The sequence below is a fragment of the Dapis hubbardiae BLCC-M172 genome (genome assembly GCF_050016015.1).
GTDB lineage: Bacteria > Cyanobacteriota > Cyanobacteriia > Cyanobacteriales > Microcoleaceae > Trichodesmium.
This window is the reverse complement of the sequence record NZ_JBNHEQ010000156.1, coordinates 22,444-42,216: the sequence shown is the minus strand read 5'-3', so window position 1 is coordinate 42,216 and position 19,773 is coordinate 22,444. Positions and strand designations below refer to the sequence as shown.

Annotated in this window: 14 protein-coding genes; 6 read left to right on the top strand and 8 right to left on the bottom strand. The window is 32.9% G+C overall.

The window, feature by feature from the left end:
• Positions 1-117: 117 nt before the first annotated feature.
• The 4 genes from ACP6PK_RS13645 to pdxA all read right to left on the bottom strand — a co-directional run bounded on the left by ACP6PK_RS13645 (position 118) and on the right by pdxA (position 6,168).
• Positions 118-1,920 (bottom strand): hypothetical protein, encoded by a 1,803-nt coding sequence (locus ACP6PK_RS13645; protein WP_426560066.1) that lies wholly within the window; start codon positions 1,918-1,920, stop codon positions 118-120.
• A 3-nt stretch (positions 1,921-1,923) separates the two neighbouring features.
• Complete coding sequence (locus ACP6PK_RS13640) at positions 1,924-2,499, bottom strand: hypothetical protein (protein WP_426560065.1); 576 nt, start codon at positions 2,497-2,499, stop codon at positions 1,924-1,926.
• 880 nt (positions 2,500-3,379) lie between these two features.
• Complete coding sequence (locus tag ACP6PK_RS13635; protein ID WP_426560064.1) at positions 3,380-4,135, bottom strand: hypothetical protein; 756 nt, start codon at positions 4,133-4,135, stop codon at positions 3,380-3,382.
• A 980-nt stretch (positions 4,136-5,115) separates the two neighbouring features.
• On the bottom strand, positions 5,116-6,168 hold the full coding sequence (pdxA, locus tag ACP6PK_RS13630; RefSeq protein WP_426560068.1) for a 4-hydroxythreonine-4-phosphate dehydrogenase PdxA: 1,053 nt from the start codon (positions 6,166-6,168) through the stop codon (positions 5,116-5,118).
• Between the two features lie 47 nt (positions 6,169-6,215).
• Here pdxA and petM point away from each other — a divergent pair, with 47 nt between their 5' ends.
• The 5 genes from petM (at position 6,216) to ACP6PK_RS13605 (ending at position 11,993) form a co-directional block, all read left to right on the top strand.
• On the top strand, positions 6,216-6,317 hold the full coding sequence (gene petM, locus ACP6PK_RS13625; protein ID WP_094674701.1) for a cytochrome b6-f complex subunit PetM: 102 nt from the start codon (positions 6,216-6,218) through the stop codon (positions 6,315-6,317).
• Between the two features lie 606 nt (positions 6,318-6,923).
• Positions 6,924-7,901 carry an SDR family oxidoreductase gene (locus ACP6PK_RS13620; RefSeq protein ID WP_426560063.1) on the top strand — a complete coding sequence of 326 codons (978 nt, stop codon included), beginning with the start codon at positions 6,924-6,926 and terminating at the stop codon, positions 7,899-7,901.
• A gap of 187 nt (positions 7,902-8,088) precedes the next feature.
• Entirely contained in the window at positions 8,089-9,006 is a 918-nt protein-coding gene (locus ACP6PK_RS13615; protein WP_094674699.1) for an NAD(+) kinase, read from the top strand.
• An 816-nt stretch (positions 9,007-9,822) separates the two neighbouring features.
• Positions 9,823-10,518: a response regulator transcription factor NblR gene (gene nblR, locus ACP6PK_RS13610; protein ID WP_426560062.1), complete on the top strand. Its 696-nt coding sequence runs from the start codon at positions 9,823-9,825 to the stop codon at positions 10,516-10,518.
• 947 nt (positions 10,519-11,465) lie between these two features.
• Positions 11,466-11,993 (top strand): DUF192 domain-containing protein, encoded by a 528-nt coding sequence (locus tag ACP6PK_RS13605; protein WP_426560061.1) that lies wholly within the window; start codon positions 11,466-11,468, stop codon positions 11,991-11,993.
• Positions 11,994-12,696: 703 nt separating this feature from the next.
• Here ACP6PK_RS13605 and ACP6PK_RS13600 read toward each other — a convergent pair.
• On the bottom strand, positions 12,697-12,939 hold the full coding sequence (locus ACP6PK_RS13600; protein ID WP_426560060.1) for a hypothetical protein: 243 nt from the start codon (positions 12,937-12,939) through the stop codon (positions 12,697-12,699).
• Between the two features lie 666 nt (positions 12,940-13,605).
• On the opposite strand from ACP6PK_RS13600, the gene ACP6PK_RS13595 reads away from it, so the two are divergent.
• Entirely contained in the window at positions 13,606-13,833 is a 228-nt protein-coding gene (locus tag ACP6PK_RS13595; RefSeq protein ID WP_094672081.1) for a DUF2949 domain-containing protein, read from the top strand.
• A 1,344-nt stretch (positions 13,834-15,177) separates the two neighbouring features.
• On the opposite strand, the gene ACP6PK_RS13590 is transcribed toward ACP6PK_RS13595, so the two are convergent.
• The 3 genes from ACP6PK_RS13590 to trpC form a co-directional block, all read right to left on the bottom strand.
• Positions 15,178-16,335 carry a pyridoxal-phosphate-dependent aminotransferase family protein gene (locus tag ACP6PK_RS13590; protein WP_426560059.1) on the bottom strand — a complete coding sequence of 386 codons (1,158 nt, stop codon included), beginning with the start codon at positions 16,333-16,335 and terminating at the stop codon, positions 15,178-15,180.
• 728 nt (positions 16,336-17,063) lie between these two features.
• On the bottom strand, positions 17,064-17,234 hold the full coding sequence (locus ACP6PK_RS13585) for a DUF5340 family protein (protein ID WP_426560058.1): 171 nt from the start codon (positions 17,232-17,234) through the stop codon (positions 17,064-17,066).
• Between the two features lie 1,292 nt (positions 17,235-18,526).
• A complete protein-coding gene (trpC, locus tag ACP6PK_RS13580) occupies positions 18,527-19,420 on the bottom strand; it encodes an indole-3-glycerol phosphate synthase TrpC (RefSeq protein ID WP_426560057.1) in 894 nt (297 codons plus the stop codon).
• Positions 19,421-19,773 lie beyond the last annotated feature (353 nt).

Here is a 19,773-nt window from a genome sequence, read left to right as displayed (position 1 = left end):
CACACTTTTGAATTTTTCCGAGAATTTATACAGTTGCCTAGAAAATTTTCAGCAGCGGAAAGGTGGAAACAGAGAAACGATTTCTCCATGGCAAATATTTCTGGGATTTTTGTTACTTCAATCAGAAAAACTAATTTCTCCATTATCAAATTTTTCTTGGAGTTTTGCTTTTACATTGTCGCTAAATTTCAGATCGGATACAAGATGAGGTAAATCTCTATAGGGATTAGTTTTTCTATTATTTAGTATTTTTTGAATAGTTTTTTTCTTGACACCTGTTCCTTTAAAAGCAGTTATTAAGTCAGCTTCATTTCCTGCATTGATATTAACGGCAGTTAAGCTTTTTGAATCTGATGATGAAGTTGATTTTGTTTCAATAATCTTATCTATAGTTGAACTTGTTGATAGAGTTGATATTTTATCAATAACTTTATCTGCTTGAATAAATTCAATATTTTGCAACTCTAGCTTTCTTTTGAGACGTTCTGGACATGAAGGAGCAATCATAAAAGCTAAGTCTGTAGGAGTATTTTCTGAAGGGTATGAATTAAATCCTAAATCATCTAACCAGAAACTAAAATCATCCAAGTGTTCAATAATCAATTTATAATTTTTAGCTTCACCAAAAGCTCTAGCTATTGGTCTATTATTATCAAGCAATTCTACATAACAATCTAAATGATGTTTTTGTCCTGTTTTTTTGCCTTGAAGCTCTTTTGTAGTTTCAACTGCTGATAATGTGTATGCTTTTTGCTTTAAATACTTTCCCCACCTTTTTTGACATTCTGCTTTGACTAATTCACGAGCATCACCTTCAAATTTTTGCTCTTCTGCTTCTGAAAAATACTTTTCATGTATTTCTAGAACTTTTCCTGAATAATATTGACAAAATTCCCGGAAATTCTTAGCTTGTTTCAAAGGTATATTCTGAATTTCTTGCCAAGCACTATTAAAATTTTTATATCCTTTATATGCTCCTTTAATTCTTTCATCTATCTCTTGTTTAATCATCATAAATTCTTTATTAGAACCAGAACTAAGATTAATCACCGATTCTCTAACCAAGCTTTTTAATACAGGGTCTCCCTCAATTAAAGAACTTACATTATCTGATGTACCTACTAAATAAATTAGTAGAGGAATACTTACTCCAAATTTATGAACAGTCTTTTTTAGTAATGCTCTAAAAAATATTCTAGTTTCTTCTATTTCTTGTGGAAATTTTTCTAATGAATCTAATTCATCTGTTAAATAGACAAAAGTAAACCTGGGGTCTAATTTTGTTACTTGAGATATAACATCAAAAAATAAATCTGCAAAGTTGAGCGCTCTTGTGGCAAAAAAGTCATTAAACTTTTCACAAAAACGATTTGGTTTAAGGTCTGGTCTCATTAGTCGATCTAGTGAGTTATCACTATCTAAATATTCCTTGAGAATATCTTTAGCTACTTCTTTAACTTCTGGTAATATTTTTTGATTATTTATTAATTGCCAAAAAGTATTTCCTAAAATATAACAGTAAAATTTAATGCTGAAATTATGACTACCACCAACTGCCATTAAATCAGAAGGTGAAAACTGAATAACTACAGAGTGTTCTTCATAATTGGATTGAGTTTTTGTTAATTCATGCAAATAATTTAATAGGGAAGTTTTGCCACTACCAAGAAGTGCTGCCACAAATCTGAATGTAAAGCATCTATCATCAAAAGTATATTTAATATCGTCTAAAAGCAGTTCCTTTATGTTTGATATTGAGCAGTTGCCAGATAAACTTTGAGCTGTAGTAAAACCTTTACCTTCTTTGTCTAGTAATCTTACATCACGTTCAATCCAAATATTTCCAACATAAGCTTCTCCTAATTTAAGTTGCTGTAAAAACTTTCTAATATATCTTTTCTTTCCTGCATCTTCCGGCATAATTTACTCCATCCATTGAATTAATTCTTTATTGTTTTCTTGTACTGCAAATACTAAACCGTTAGATTTCAACTGTTCAAAATATTTTTCTAGTAGCAATTCAGAAATATGATTATTTTGCCTAAACTTTTGGCAAATTTCTTTACTACGAATAGCTACAACACCTTCTAATTCTTGACGCCTCCTTTCTTCAAGGTAAAGCTTTTTAAACTTATCTACAAAAGTCTCAAAATCCATATCCTCATTTTGATAATTTATCTGATTATATTTTGCTGCTAATTTTAAACAAGCCATCAGAGCATTTAAAAGTTTAGGTCCTTTGTTAGACCTAAACTTATATTCCGTTGTTTGAAGATTAAGAACTAGAGCTTGCATTCCCATTTCAGTAACTTTAATTCTGCCTCGTTTAGGAGACTCCAATAACTTCAACTCACATAAACTCTCACAAACTTGTTTTGCATTAGGTCGGCGTTTTTTAGATAAATGATTCCTGACTGTACTTCTAGTTACTGTTCCCTCTGTTGAATAGGCAAACGTATAAAGCAAATAAAGCATTTGTTCAGTGGAAAGTTCCGTCATTACTCCCTCTTATTAATTTTATTAATCAATATATTTAACACTGGCAAAAATCCCGTAGTTAAACATCCTAAAATAGTCATATTGCTGACTAAAAAAAAATATATTTATCGCTGTGACATAGACTATCTCCACAGCTTATAAACCAACAATAAACCTAAATTTAAATTTGATTAGAGACGAATCATTCTAATGGATATTATTTTGAATAAGCTCAATTTTTATTGAACCATAACATAATTTAGTTGACTCAAAATCCCTAATTTCAAAGTAATCCTTACAGTTATAGCAATCCGCTAATTAGTTGCGACAAATCAAAAAGTCAATAAAAAAAACTGAAACTCTCATCTGTTCCCAGTTAAGTATTAAGTGTTCCCTAAAAGCTTTTGAATTTTGTACACTAATCAAATAGGATTGCTATATTTTTATTGATATTAACATTAATTGGTTAAAATACAGTTTAGGACTACATTTAACACTTGGATATTCTCTAGATAATACCATTCTGAAAAAAGAATGTTACGAATAATAAACACCATTAAAAGACTTTATCTGAAATATCCCTTTAACAAAAAAGATAATTTCCGACCTAAAAAATTATATTAAACCCATTCATTCTTTACGTTGCCAATCCAATGGATATTCTACCTGACTTCTAATAAATAGCCTAGTTATTTGTAGCAAACATTTATCACGCTTGGTATAATATTTTTTGTCAGAATCAAATTATATAAAAGTAAAAAATTGATCTTTTACCACTATAGCAATACAAAAAATTGCTATAAAATTGATAAAATCGAAATCCTTTACAACCAATAGTTTTGACTTGAGCTGATAGCTATAAATGAATTAGGTAAAGCTGATGATAACTACAGACTAATCTTCATTCCATATCTCCAGAAAATACAGTTGATTCTTGACTAAAAGATTCTCCAATTAGTTTGTAAATCTCTCTTAAATCTTCAGATTTGAACGACTTAATTAACTTTTCTGCTGCCTTTTGAGGATTCTTAGGAACTACTACCCATAATTCTTTATTTACCTTACCTCCAGGTTGTTGTTCCAACCAATTTTTCACCGCAGTTTTTCCTGACTCAGTAATTTGATAAAAACCTCTCCCACTACTTTTTGATTGTTCCAACCATCCCAAATGTTCCCATCGTTTTCTCCATAATTGAGCAGTGCTATGAGCATAATCTAATATTTCCCCTATTTTAGATGCGTTTAAAACTTCATTATCCGAACAAACTTCCACAAGTTTTGCGAATTTATGAAAATAATTTGATGGATTTCCTAAATCTTTAAGTGGGTCTTCTGGTATATCAACTTTTTTTGTTTCAGTTGATTCTAATCCACTAATTAATTCTTCAATTTCTTTCGGTTCACAACCCAATCCATAAGGTGGTTGAGCACGACATAATTCCTCATAACTATTAAATGGTTTTCCTTGCTCATCAAGTAATTGCTGATAAACTGCTGGTTGTTTCATTAATTCACGCCATGCTTTTAATTGTTCTGCATTAGCAACTATACTTTTGTTCAGAACAGATTGTAGTTTTAACTTAATTGCAAGCGCCCATTGTGGTGTTCCAGGAGTTGTGCTAATTCCTCCTGTTTTCCCTAAAGTTTCATAATCCATTTTTCCCTGCATAGAAAATCACATTTTCTTCTAGGTTATCTAAGATGATTTTTGAGTTTTTAAGCATTTAATTTTTTGCTAGCTCATACTTTAATCGGTATATTTTTAGGTATTGATTTTTTCCTATAAGATGAGCTAAAACAAAATTTTATTAGCAAGTATTTTTACCTAACAATAAAATTTGTTGGCTTCTTTGTACTAACTATTTGTATATTTTCTATTTTAGATTATAGATTCACTAAGTCAACTACTCTGGGGATGGGGAGTGAGGGAGTAAGGGAGTAGAGGAGTAGGGGAGATGGCGTATTGGAGGTGTATTGCAGTATTTTTCAATCTTTTTTTTCTATTGCCTAATTCCCACGGACAACTTGATGCTTCAAAAATTTAATCTCACGCCAAGATACCTAATGAGTTCAATACAGGAAAAATTTTCAGCTCAAAAATGTGAGGTGTTATAAGGTATGATAAAGTCTAAAGTATAGGGAAAATAACCTTTATCGAATAAATTAGCTGACTTAATCTGTAACTATAGCGCTATAGTTTTTAGTCAAAGGGAAACAACAGTAGGATTATCTTGCTCCCTTACTAAGAATTTCTGCTGGCTATCTACTTATTATTATCAGAACTTACGCAAAATATAAAATTATAGAGCATTTTGTAGGATTTAGCCTAGAGAAAAAATACCCATTAACTAATAAATTAGCTGACTTAATCTGTAACTATAGCGCTATAGTTTTTAGTCAAAGGGAAACAACAGTAGGAGTATCTTGCTCCCTTACTAAGAATTTCTGCTGGCTATCTACTTATTATTATTATCAGGACTGACGCAAAATATAAAATTATAGAGCATTTTGTAGGATTTAGGCTCAAGAAAAAATACCCATTACCTAATAAAGTAGCTGACTTAATCTGTAACTATAGCGCTATAGTTTTTAGTCGGATAGTTCCTTACTAAGAATTTTTTATCACCATCTACCATTCTATGTAGGACTACCAATTCTCTGTAAAATTAACTCTTTCCCTAACTGTATTGCCCCTTTCATACTCGTAGCATCAGCAATACCTTGACCCGCTATATCAAATGCTGTACCATGATCCGGAGAAGTCCTAACAAATGGTAAACCAATCGTAGTATTAACCGCCAAATCAAAAGCCATTAGTTTTACTGGAATTAATCCTTGGTCATGGTAAAGTGCCAAATAAGCATCATAAGTATTCGCTTTTAAACCTAGCCAAGCTTGACCAGGTTTAACCCACATCGTATCCGGTGGTACTGGTCCATCAAGTTGTATATCCCGTCGGCGATCGCTTTCTTTCTCCAACCAAGGAATTAACCAATCTTGTTCTTCTGTTCCTAATTGACCATTTTCTCCACTGTGAGGATTTAAACCAGCAATCGCAATTTTTGGCCTAGAAATACCAAAATCCTTTTGTAAACTTTCCACCAGTAATTCTAATTTCCAACTCATTAACTCTGGTGTTAAAGCTAGTGGTACTTGACTTAATGGTATATGTGTGGTAGCCAAAAGACAACGAAGTACAAAATTACTGTGGGGCGAACTAGCCACAAATAACATTCCGAACTTTTTGACTCCTGCTTTTTCTGCTAAAAGTTCCGTTTGACCAGGATATTTATGACCCGCCATCTGCCAGCAACTCTTAGAAATAGGAGCAGTGACAATACCTTCAAACTCTCCAGCTAAAGTCTGGGCGATCGCCGTTTCCATATAACAAAAACTGGCTTCCCCACTCACCGCATTACCTTTCCCCAGACAAATATCTTCTAATTTCCCATCAAACTCCACATCTAAAATTTTCAAATTTTCCCAATTGACAAGCTTTTCCAGAGATAATTTTTGATGGGTTTCTTGCAAAATTTGACGACTGCCAATTATTGTCAAATCACAATTTTCTCTCACCCTCGGATCTGCTAAAGCCTTCAGAACTATTTCTGGCCCTATACCTGCAGGGTCTCCTATAGTTACTGCTAAATGAGGAATTGTCTTTTTTATTTCACTTACTGGTGTCTTCATCATGGCTTAAAATACATATACACTTTGTATAGGAGTATTTTAAGAATATGACTGGTGAAATTTTCAATGCAGCAATTTTGTCTTTTACTGTAATCTTGATTGGTTTAGCAGGAGGCTTCCTCTTACTTAAATTGCAAGGAGGTGAATAAATTAACTTCCAGGTTTAAGGTATAGCACTACTAGACTGACACAACTAAAAATTGTGCGTTACATTTCATTAGGGCGGGTTTGTATAAATCTTAGAGTAAGCATGAAAATTCTAGCTAAAACCCGCCCCTACTATTGCACTATTTTAGCTGTGTCGGTCCACTACTAGACTATTTCAGCTAAAATAGGGCATTAGCTTTTGGAGCTAAATTATTGCTCTAGGTAGATCGCAGCATTTTCCTAAAGCAACATTTAAGATGAAACAGTCCACTACTAGACTGACACAGCCAAAACTGTGCATTAGATTTTTTCGCGCCTCACCCCATCACCCTATCTCCCCATCACCCCATCCCCCATTTTCTAATGCACCATTTAAGGTGTGTCGGTCTACTACAAATTTTGCTGAAGTTATATCTATAAATAAGCACTTAGTAGCATTTCCTAATTTTCATCAATTGGGGAATGCTAATCATGGTATGATAATATCTTTTAAGAAATTAAAGTTAAAAATAAAAATATTTATTACTCAAAATGTTAAGTTTTGTAAAAAAATGAGATAAACTTGCTAAAGTGATGAATGACTCTTTAATATAAATAACAAAACTTTTATGAAATTATTAATTTTAGGGGCTACTGGTACTCTTGGTAGACAAATAGTACGTCATGCCTTAGATGAAGGTTATGAAGTACGCTGTTTAATCAGAAGTTATAGTAGAGCATCCTTCTTGAAAGAGTGGGGAGCCGAACTAATCGGAGGAAATCTCTGTAAACCTAAAAGTCTGATACCTGCTCTGGAAGGAATTGATGCAGTAATAGATGCTTCAACCTCCAGACCAACAGACTCTCTGAGTATTAAACAGGTAGACTGGGAAGGAAAAGTATCACTAATTCAAGCTCTAGTAGCTCAAGGTGTAGAACGTTTCATATTTTTCTCCTTTTTAAATGCAGAAAAATATCCCCAAGTTCCTCTTCTAGAAATTAAGCGATGTACAGAACTTTTTATTGCTGAATCTGGCTTAAAATACACAATATTAAAACCCTGTGGCTTCCTGCAAGGATTAATTGGTCAATATGCAGTGCCAATTTTAGATAAGGAAGCAGTTTGGGTACCTGGTCAAGGAACAGCTATTGCATATATGGATACTCAAAATATTGCTAAATTTGCTATCCGCGCTCTTTCAGTTCCCGAAACAGAAAATAAAAGTTTTCCAGTAGTAGGTCCTCGTGCTTGGGATGCCAATGAAATTATTCGGATGTGTGAACGACTTTCCGGTGAAAAGGCCAAAGTAACTCGTACTAATATTAACTTATTGCGTATATTCCGTCAGTTTACCAGGTCATTTCAATGGGGTTGGAATGTGGCAGATAGACTAGCTTTTGCAGAAGTATTAGCCAGTAGTCAACCTTTAACAACTTCCATGGATGATGTTTATCCTGTATTTGGCATTAATCCAGAAGAAATAACTACCCTAGAGTCTTATCTAAAAGAATACTATAGTCGGATTATGAAAAAATTGAAGGAAATAGAATACGAACAAGCCAAATCAGGAAAAACAACCTCTAAAAATAAACCTTTCTTCTTCTAAACCTTCTAATACCAATTTACTTTCAGGATGTCACGAATAGTTTCAAACTTTAGATAGATGTGAAAAAATTTCCTGAAATTACTATAGCGTCAGATTTCTGGGTCTATAAAATATTACTTTTGACCTTGGAATTCTGACTTTTGACTCCAGTTAAACGGCATAACTACCCTGAACTAGATTTTTTCGAGTGTCAAAAATAGGAATTATTTATAACGATGCTAAACCAATAGCTTGTCGCATAACTAATGAGTTAAAAGACAAGCTAATAGCTTATGGCTATGATGTTCATATCACCATTGGGGCGGAGGGATTTTTAGGTTCCCCTAGTCTAGAACGTCCTGTATGCCATACTCCCATAGACCAGCTAGTTCCCTTTGGTTTTACCAATGATATGAAATTTGCCATTGTCTTAGGAGGAGATGGTACTGTTCTAGCTGCATTTCGTCAAGTTGCACCTTCTCATATTCCACTATTAACGGTCAACACAGGTCACATGGGTTTCTTAACTGAAACTTTTCTCAATCAGTTATACCCAGCAATTGAACAGATTTTAGCAGGAAACTATGAAATAGAAGAACGGACTATGCTAGAAGTACGTCTGTTCCGAAATGATGAGTTATTATGGGAAGCTCTTTGTTTAAATGAAATGGTTTTGCATCGGGAACCGATGACTTGTATGTGCCATTTTGAGATTAAAATTGGTAGGCACGCTCCTATAGATATTGCTGCTGACGGTATTATTATTTCTACTCCCACTGGTTCTACTGCTTATTCTTTATCAGCAGGTGGTCCTGTTGTTACTCCTGGAGTGCCAGTCTTGCAGCTTTCACCTATTTGTCCCCATTCTCTTGCATCCCGCGCTCTGGTTTTTGCTGAGACTGAACCTGTAAGTATTTTTCCAGCAAGTCCAAATCGTCTGATGATGGTTGTGGATGGTAATGGAGGATGTTATGTTCTGCCAGAGGATAGGGTAAGGGTGAAACAATCACAATATAAAGCACGTTTTATTAGACTTAAACCACCTGAGTTTTTTCACATTCTCCGGGAGAAACTGGGATGGGGACTACCACATATTGCCAAGCCAACTTCTGTGGAATTGCCATGACATCCTTCTGACCTAAGCTGTATGAGTTAGGGAAAAATTAAGGTATAAAGTCTCTCCATTTATGAAGAAAAAAGAAAAAATTCCTTTGATCCAATCCTCTTCTTTATAAGAAGAGGTAATAATTAATAATTAATAATTAATAATTAATAATTAATTATTGAAAGCGTGGTCTTCCAAAATCGTTTTTAGAGATTGGTGTCCTGCATAACTTATCTAGGCAGAATGCTCCCAAAAACTCAACTTGACAATTTCTTTCCTCCAGAGTACCTGTATATTCATTAATGGATAATTGATAATTGATAATTGATAATTACCTCAATGACAACCTTCAATAATGGATAATTGATAATGGATAATTGATAATTGATAATTACCTCTCCCTAAAAGTAAGAGGATTGAATAAAAGGAAAATTTTTTTGTTTATCGTTGAAATAAGAGGCTTTATACCTTTATTTTTCGGTAACAGAATTGAATATCAGGAAATATCCTAGCAGTTTTGTTCTCTTAAAATAGAAGGCTTTATACCTTTATTTTTCGGTAAGTTCCTTATAGCCTCGTTGACAGACTTTTTGTCCTGAAGCTATATTTCTATTTACTGAATATCTGCATTCTGGAAAACTATGTATCTATCAGAGAGTTCCTTCAAATTATTAGGTCAAGATAGCATTTTAATTTTCTGTTTTCTGGTTTTCCTTCCTGATTGAACAAAACCTTTATCTCATTTTTTGTAACAATTCTCAGTGCTAGACTAACTCCAATATGCTAAAAAATCAGGGTTATATCAATTAATCTAAATCTAGATAAGCGAGTCTTAGTATGAGTACCCTAACTGTTGACCAAAATCGTTCTGTCTTAATAATAGAGAGTGATGAAATTCTAGCCCAATATGTGAGTCTAGACTTAAAAGAGTCAGGCTATCATCCAATTGTTGCTCCTAACTCTAGTTTAGGTATTCATAGAGCTATGGAGCTTAAACCTGCTTTAATTGTGATTGATAGAATGTTGGCTGGGGAATCTGGACTATCTTTGTGTAGTAATCTGAGGAAAATGGGTAATAAGATGCCCATGTTACTCTTGATGGGTCGCGACCAAGTTGAAGATCGTGTTGCTTGTCTAGAGTCTGGAGCTGATGATTATTTTCTCAAACCTTATCGGAGTGATGATTTTTTACAATTAATTAGCTTTTATTTGCAGCCTACTACTTTAGATAAAGACCAGTTGAGATTTGGGAATTTAGTTTTGGATTTAGGTGGTCGGCGGGTCTTTTGTCATGGTCGTAGTATTGAGTTGACTATGAAAGAATTTGAGCTTTTAAAGTTTTTAATGGAGCATCCTCGCGAAGTCTTGAGTCGCGAACAGATTTTGGAAAATGTTTGGGGTTATAATTTTTTAGGTGAGTCTAATGTAATTGAGGTTTATATCAGATATTTACGGCTGAAAATTGAGGGTGAGGGTGAGAAGAGATTAATTCAGACTGTCCGTGGTATTGGGTATGTTTTGAGAGAAACTTAGAATGATATTTCATTAGACATCTCCAGAAAATAAACTTACCCTTTATTTAACATAAGCTAGATTTGTAAAATTCAGTTGCCTAAATCATTTTTCGTACCTTTTTCCTAAAAATATGTTCCCTGTTCCCTGTTCCCTGTTCCCTACTATTGCCAAAGGTCTATATCTTTAATTCGGAGATATCTATTAGTTAATAATGAATAATGGATGATTACCTCTGGTTAAAACGGTACTTGATTGAAGCAAGTGCGAAAATCTTACTTCTTTTCTTGGTTGATTGGATATAGGGTTTGGTTTTTCTCCTTAAAAGGAGAGGTTTTAAACCAAATATATTAATTACTAATTATCTATTATCTATTGGTAATTAGAACAGGAATTACGCATCGGTACTACATATAGTGGAAAAAACTATAACGTTATAGTTTTTGAACTCTACATATATGGTCTATGCTTCATTAATTGATAATTGATAATTGATAATTGATAATTGATAATTGATAATTGATAATTGATAATTACCTCTGGTTAAAACCGTTACGGAATTGAAGATAAGGAAATTCAAGAGCACTTTTTTCCCCTATCCAAGGAGAGGCTTCAAGGCGCGAATTATTTAATAATTCGGTAAGTCCTATAGAAGTGATTAAAGAATTTGAGATTCTGTTATGGGTAGTAAGTTTGGTTTATTTAAGTCGGGAATAATTCTGTTTTTGGTTGGCTGTTTGCTACAAATAACATTTATTATAATTTCACAGACTATTACTATTCAAGCACAAGCTCAACAGCTAATGTATTAATTATCAATTATCCATTATTCATTGGTAATTAGAACAGGAATTACGCATCGGTACTACATATAGTGGAAAAAACTATAACGTTATAGTTTTTGAACTCTACATATATGGTCTATGCTTAAGTCCTATAGAAGTGATTAAAGAATTTGAGATTCTGTTATGGGTAGTAAGTTTGGTTTATTTAAGTCGGGAATAATTCTGTTTTTGGTTGGCTGTTTGCTACAAATAACATTTGTGATAATTTCACAGACTACTACTATTCAAGCAAAAGCTCAACACCTATCAAATTTTCAGGTATCTCAGGAAGCCCAGGTATTGCCAATTACAGCCCAAGCTCAAATATCTGGTCAAATAATTAATTTGGAGGTGGCGAAAACTCCTAAAGAGCAAGCAATGGGTCTGATGTATAGGACTGAATTACCTGACGATCGGGGAATGCTATTCTCTTTTGACCCTCCTCGGAAGGTTAATTTCTGGATGAAAAATTGCAAAATATCTCTTGATATGATATTTGTTCGGTCTGGTGTGGTTAAGGCGATCGCTCTTGATGTTCCTCCTTGTTTAGCTGATCCTTGCCCTTTATATGGATCTGGTGTGCCAGTTGATCGAGTTATTGAAGTGCGGGGAGGACGTATTAGGGAATTAGGTTTGAAGGTTGGAGAACGAATAATAATTACTAAAAATTAGATACTCTGAAAAGTTTATCTGAAAATCAAACAGAATAAATTGGGAGTAAACACAAGAAAAGTAGTAATAAACTAGGATTTTTGTCTCATATAGAGCCGAGCAAAATGAGAAGTTGTATATCCTCATCTATGAACTGCGACTTCTAAAAGAAGGAAATTCTGAATTATGGTTGACAAAATTTAAGAAAACTTTTTATTATTTTACTTGTTAGGTATATACAGTAAGATTATAATTTGCTATACTATAATACCAAATTACATTTATTCACCTAATGTTCTGTTGGTTCAAGATAAAGCTTGTCTTGTTGAGAGTCTACTTTGTACTTGACTTGATTTAATGAATTGGTGTGAGAGAGATCGAATTTTGTGCTAGTCTAAAAACTTAGCGATCTGTTTTTATGCACAAAAATAACTACAAAAAATGTTTGTATTGTAAGTAGGAATATAATATACAAGCATTCCAGTAAAGTTATTGTATAATCAAATGACTGGAGCAAGGTTCCCCTCATAAGTGGTGATGGTTTTAATCAAACACAACTACTTAAATTTTATACCCTAACTGCTTATGTTTTTTTGACTTAAGTAATAATTCAATAGCAAATTTTATGTAATTTTGACTGGCAGCAATAATAAGTTATTTTTAACTAGCTATCAGCTAAAATTGAGTCTTTTCTGATTGCTGAATCTTTATTGCTGACTGGTATTCAAAAATCTTGGATTTCAGCATAGTCAAACTTTTTGAGAAGGTTAAAACATCCCCTTTCAAATAATTGAAAAGCTGACTTATTTTTTAACTTCAATGTATATATAGCACTACCCATTAAGCTGTTTGATAGTTGTACAAACTGAAAATCTAATTGTAGTAAACTTTTACATAACTGTATTAAGTGCATAACTTTCTTGGGCGTAGCAGTATATATTTTGAGAAATTCTAATTTGACTAACATTTATCTGAACTACTACCTGATTTTGCGGAATAGTAAGGGTGACTTATGTAGATCCAAACCGAAGGAAGCTAAAGTTCTCTTGTTGTTTTGATAGGTAACTTCTAGCTTTTGTTTAGTTCATCAAAAAAAGTTTTTGAATTTGGTTCTAATACCATTTTTTTGAACAATGCACTTAATAATTGTTGCTCAGACCTGATTACACAGATTACTCTCATCTTTTGTTAAGTTGAACTTAATGGAGAAATGGTATAAAAATTTAGAGCTATAGAACAGATAAAAAACTGGATGACCCTAGGTTTATACACAAAAATATTGACTTTATGATAGTCAACAATTGCTTAGTCAAGAGTAAGCATTCAGCCATCAGCTAGAAAGAGGAATTAGTTTCCAAGGAGAGTTAAAAGTCCGACATGAAAAAGGTCATCGCCTAAACTTAGTAGGTATTACTTTAAGGCATCTTTTTGCGCAGTATGACCTAGGAAAAGCTGTTTGGGTAGCATTCCAAACGATGAGCTGAATAGCTAATAGCTGAATGGTTAAAGTCAAGGTAAAAAATATTAATTTCATTGACTTGGAAATTCTCTCAAATATGTAACGTATATATTTTATTCAGAATAAGAGTTACACAGAAAATGGTGTTTTAAAAAAAAGGAGGTGAACAGAAATATGACATCAACAAACTATGCTCGCTTTATCAATTTTTTGCAAAATGAATTATCTATCTCTTCAGCTTCTATAGCAGTTGCTGAACGAGCTAGTGTTACTTCAGAATTACCATATCCTCAACCAGACTCTAATGCTTTGTCGATGATTTTGTGGCAATATGGTTTGGTGACTCTAGAACAATTAGACAAAATATTTGATTGGCTACAAAATACTTATGATTTTAACTAAAGTAAGTATTTAGCTATTAGTTATTAGCTAGTCTCTGGGGTCGGGTCGTAACTAAGTTTTTTCTGTTCGGGAATGCTTCCCTTTCCATTTAGCGACGGTGTTTTCCTACAGAACAATAAAAATGGAGTTATATTATGTCCGGATGAACAGTTATAAATAGATTAGGTCAAAATTCAGCAATTCTGAATTATGCAATTCAGAAGGGAGGAAAAAAGTATGTTTGAGAAGAATTTTTTTGACCGCTAATTAACCGGACATGATATTTTGCGATAGCAAAACAGGTATGGTTGAATTCAGGGAGAAATAGCTATTAAGAAATTGAAAGAGAATAAAAATTTACTACTAAATTAGGTTCCCTTAACCACGAGAAGTATTCATTTAAACCTCATCTTTTAGAGACTGTTTGTAAAATAAGTATTAGGAAAAAAGTTTCACAACTCAATCAACTAGCTTGAATAAGGTAAGGGATTAAAATAACTCTAGATATGGAGGAAGTATGACTATTCATAGTCAATCAGATAAGAGTGAATTTCTTGATAACAAATAATTGTTTTTTCGCCTATTCCTTCCATACCTGTTCCTAGTTAAGTGTCCCCTGTTCCCTATCTTGTTTTTTTATATTTCCTGATACATTCAACCTCTTAAGGTAAGAATTATGATTGTGGAAAAGCTTACTACTTCTAAGAGTTGCTAGCTCTACATTCTGCAGGAAATTATTACTAAACTAAACAGAAATTTCACAACTACTATAAATATAAAATACAAGTCTAATTAGGGTTTGCTGAATAAAGTTTTTTGGTAGGGGTAGAAGTCAGGAGAAATAGGGAATTTAGAGGAGGTAGAAGTAAGAATTGTCCCCTAATTTTTCTGTTCTTAGTTTGCTCAAAATGCTAACTTTTTGACATTTTTAAACTGAAAACCTTGTACTTTTTGGTATACCAAAAACGCTCAAGTCTTTACCAGTCAATGCGCGAGAGAATTAATCAGAAGAGCAATAATTAAGGTTTGCTGAAAAAGTCTTTTTTTAGGAGTAGGGGAGTAGGGGAGTAGTAATTTTTTTCCCAACTCTTGCCTAAAATACTAAACTAACTTTTTGATTTTTCGGGAACCGTGCATTAAGAGCTGAAACAGGCGTACTTTAATTACTGACCTAAAAATGCTAAAACCTTTATATGTAAATACTTTTAGGTTTAATCAGCAAGCCCTAATTAAAAACTACATTTCAACTTAATAAAAATAGTGAAATTTGATTTTTCAAGACGTAGCTAGTAGTAAACACTCAATTTGACGATTAATATCTTCAATATTCACAATTTACTACTAACTACTAAACTACCAATTTAATTATGATTCAATTAAAACTTTAGAAGCCGCAGTTACTCCAGCCCCTGGAGTAAAAGATTTATATCCCAATTCTCCCAAACTAGCTTCTAAAGCAGCGATCGCGCTCAGAATGTCTCTGTCACAGACAAAGCCTAAATGTCCAATACGGAAAATTTTTCCTTTCAGATGGTCTTGTCCACCAGCTAAAGCAATATCAAAACGTTTTTTCATAATAGCTCGGACTTTTTCTGCCTCTACTTCTGGTGGCGGAGCAACTGCTGTAACAGCAGGACTAGCTACTGTATCTGGACCTAGTAAGGGCAAACCTAAAGCCTTGACTGCTGAACGAGTTGCATTCTTTAAACGCTCGTGTCGAGCAAAAATATTTTCTAATCCTTCAGCTTGCATCATTCTCAGGGTAGCTTGCAAAGCAAAGAATAGATTTACTGGTGGAGTAAAAGGTGTCGTATTTTTAGCTCCATCTTTACGATACTTACCTAAGTCAAGATAGTAACGTGGTAACTTAGCTGTTTCATAAGCAGTCCATGCTTTAGCTCCCACACTTACAAAAGCTAAACCAGGAGGTATCATGTAACCTTTCTGAGAACCAGATCCAACAACATCAAGACCTAACTCATCTATTGGTAAATTAACTGCCCCAAGACTGGTTACAGCATCTACAATAATCAAAGCTTCACCATGAGCTTTAACATGACTATTAATAGTTTCAATATCATTTAAAACACCTGTAGAAGTTTCACTATGAGTAAGGATTACTGCTTTAATCTGCTTGTCCTTATCCGCTTCTAGGTGTTGACGAAATTGTTCCGTATCTAGAGCTTGGCCCCACTCTGCTGTAATTTTTTCCACTTGGAGGCCATAAGCTTCCGCTACTTCTGCCCAGCGATCGCCAAATTTACCATTACATCCACATAGTACACGATCGCCTGGACTTAGGAAGTTAATTATACCTGCTTCCATTGCTCCAGTTCCACTAGATGCCAAAATTAGCACATCATTTTTGGTTTGATGGAGCCATTTGAGGTTTTCTGTCACCTCTGCCATAATTTTGGAAAAGTCACCACTTCTATGGCCTATTGGATGTTTAGCCATTGCTAGTAATGCTGTTTCTGGCACTGGAGTTGGCCCAGGAATCATTAACATCAGTTTATCATCCATTTTTTTGTTCCTTTGTTGTGTTTTACTTGATCGTTGTCTATGTTCATTTATACAGAAGTGTGTCACAGAAAAAGCTTACTTTTTCTTTAAGATTACTGAACTTGGAAATTTGGGAAATTTGGCAAATTTTAGTATTTTATTTTTTTATTAATTCTCGAATAGTTATTTGATTTTAAATTATTAATTTAGTTCAGTAATTTTTAGCTAATTTTTTTACTCTAGTTAAGTCTTTGAATCAAGTATGAACACTTAAGAAAATCCTGCTGTTTTAGGAATCAAAATTTTTTTCAGCAAATCCTAGTTCGTATAGTCATAAGTCACTTAACTTGGGATTCATATTTTAAAACCCTTCGATTTCAATTTTAGTATTACTAAATTCAGTCAAATTTAATATAGGGTTTTGCATAATAATTGTACGAATAATAAATATTCACCCCTTACCCTACATTATTTCCTAGGCATTTTATTACAACTTCTTCCTACTCCCTATCTCTAATTTCAGGCATCATATATGTTCTTTACCAATGCCTAATATTGCTATAGCAATCAGGAAGGATTTATGAGATATTTAAGAACATTTAATATCAATCACAATCGTTTTATCTTCTGACTCCTAATTAGCACTCAAATCTTACTACTGAAATATGGTTGCTATATATCCGTTAATATTTTTCAGCTTCATTGAGAGACCAGTGATATTCTATTGATAAATTTGCTTGTTTGCAATTTTATTCTAACTGTTTTTGCAGTGCTAAAGCTTTTCTAACTGTCACAATAAGTTCTTGAACTTTTTGATACTCTCTTGTCTGATAATCTACTGCCAAAATAGTCTTTTTTTCTAATAACTGAAGTAGCAGTTCATAATGAATACGAGAGGGGAGTGGTATTGGTTCCATCATAAAATATCTATTAGGGACTTTTATTATAGCAATTCCTATAAAGAATGAGTTACAAAATTCGTTTGTTTGAGAGGGTATCTATAAAATTAAAAATTAAGCCTTAATACAGGGTAGATTTTACTGACAAAAAGATTTCCTACGGAAATAGCACCTACTTGATAAATGCTAAGTAGGTGGGCATAAATAAAGGTTAAAAAGAAAAATCAGAAAATGAAGTCAGAAATGACTTTTTAAGAAATTTTTACTGTTTTGAATCTTCTTCACTATTTTATGGATAATTCAACCCACCTATTTATATAACAATTTAAAGAAAGAATTTTAGAAATAGTCTAGGTAAGCCCTAAGTAATACCATTTCTCAAAAACTTTTCTACATTTGATTGAAGTAGGGGAGTAGGGGAGATAGGGACGTTTTGCTGACGCAAAGCGGAGCATTCCGGGACGGAAAACGCATTTTTGCCGGTGCAACGTCCGTACAAACAAGAATAATTAATGCTAAAATTGGTCTTTTCTAACAAAAAAGTAATTATCTTAGTTTAATTACTTAATAACTGAAGTTTTATCCAAGTATAGCGTTAATGCATGGGAATTGGTATAAGATAATGTCTGTAAAATCTGAAACTAATTACTTATAGCTGAATACTTAATCTTATTTATTATTTGTAGGAAAAATTTATCTAATACTAATTTGAAAAAATAATTTTACGAATAATAAGAATAGTTACAATACTTTGGGTACTGATGTGGCTTTGACTAAGCTAATACGCATTTTAAATGCGTATTAGTAAGTCAAAAGTCATGCATTCAAAAGTAAAAATTAATAAGGGTTTTTTTCTTAACTAGGCATATAACACATAAGTGGTTTAAATGCCTAACAGCTTAAAAGGATATATTTATCCCAAAAAATCATATTTATAACTATTTATTCTGACTCCTGACTCTTATAAATAGTCTAACTATTGGTAGCAAAGATTTATCAAATTGATATAAATGGTATTTATATTGCTTCGTTTTTCCCAATTAGACTTTAATTTAGCTTTAGAGTTCAGCAATTAACTTGCGAACAATTAACAATTAATAATTACCCCTTATTAAAACGGATAGGATTGACTAAAAGGAATTTTTTTTATTTATTATTCCCTATCCAATAGGAGGCTTCAAGGCGTGAATTGTTGAATTAATAATTAATTGACTATCAACTATTAATTATTAATTATTAACTATTAATTATTAATTATTCGGTAAATAGCCAGCATATAAACTATTTTCCTCATTCAAAATGATACATTACTCTTAACCTTGCTTTTCAGTAAATAGCTCTAACAATGCTGTACCTGGATCTGTTTTTTTGATTAGAGATTCACCTATTAAAACAGCATTCACACCAGCATTTCTAACAACATTAATATCTTCAGATGTATGTATTCCTGATTCACTTACAACTAATATACCAAGTTTTTCTAACTCTTTATTTCTAGCTTCCATCAGTTGGCAAGTTGTTTGTAAATCTACGGAAAAATCTGCTAAATTTCGATTATTTATACCAACTAACTTAACTCCTTCTATTACTAATACCCGATCTAATTCTTTCAGAGTATGAACCTCAACTAAAGCTGTCATCCCTAAAGAATTAACTATTTTGATAAAATACTTTAAGTCTTGGTCTGATAAAATTGCTGCTATTAATAGTACAGCATCAGCTCCGTGTAAACGAGCAAAGTAGATTTGATATGGATAAATTAGGAAGTCCTTGCAAAGGAGTGGTAAATCAACATTTGCCCTAATATTTGCCAAATTTTCAAAACCACCTTGAAAGAACTTTTTATCTGTTAAAACTGAAATACAAGTTGCACCATTTTCCCGATATGACTTAGCAATAGTAACTGGTTCAAAATCTTCTCTAATTACTCCTTTACTAGGAGAAGCTTTTTTGACTTCAGCTATTACAGCAGGTTGAGTTTTGCCTATTGATAATTTAGTCAGAAAATCTAAAGGAGGAGGCATTAAGTTAATTTTCTTTCTTAACTCAATTAAAGGTTTTTTGTCTCGCCAATAATCTACCTCTTTTTCTTTATACCAAACTATTTCTTCGAGAATATTTTGAGCCTTTGATTCTGGTACAGAAACTTCATAGCGTAAATTACCCATTTCTACAGCAGGGTTTGGCTGACGGCGACGAATTTGCATTTATTTCAGATAAATTCCTAACTTTTTATAATGTTTACTTGATGCTCTTCAGCTTTTCCAATATTTGGCAATGTTGAAATTATTCAACCTAGCAATTTCCTCAAAATATAATATAGCAATCCTATTTTATTCGTGCCAAAAATCTTACTGCTTTTTAGAAAACACTTAACTGGGAACAGCTCAAAGGTGGGAGTTTCAACTTTTTAATTTGTCAAAACCTATTTAGGATTGCTATACATATTTAGACTTGCCTGAAAAAGTATTTTTTTCAAAGTATAACTCAAAAATTATAATCTCTGATTATTTACTCATTTTTCCTCAGGTCAAACTATCCCTTACATAAGATTTTGAGC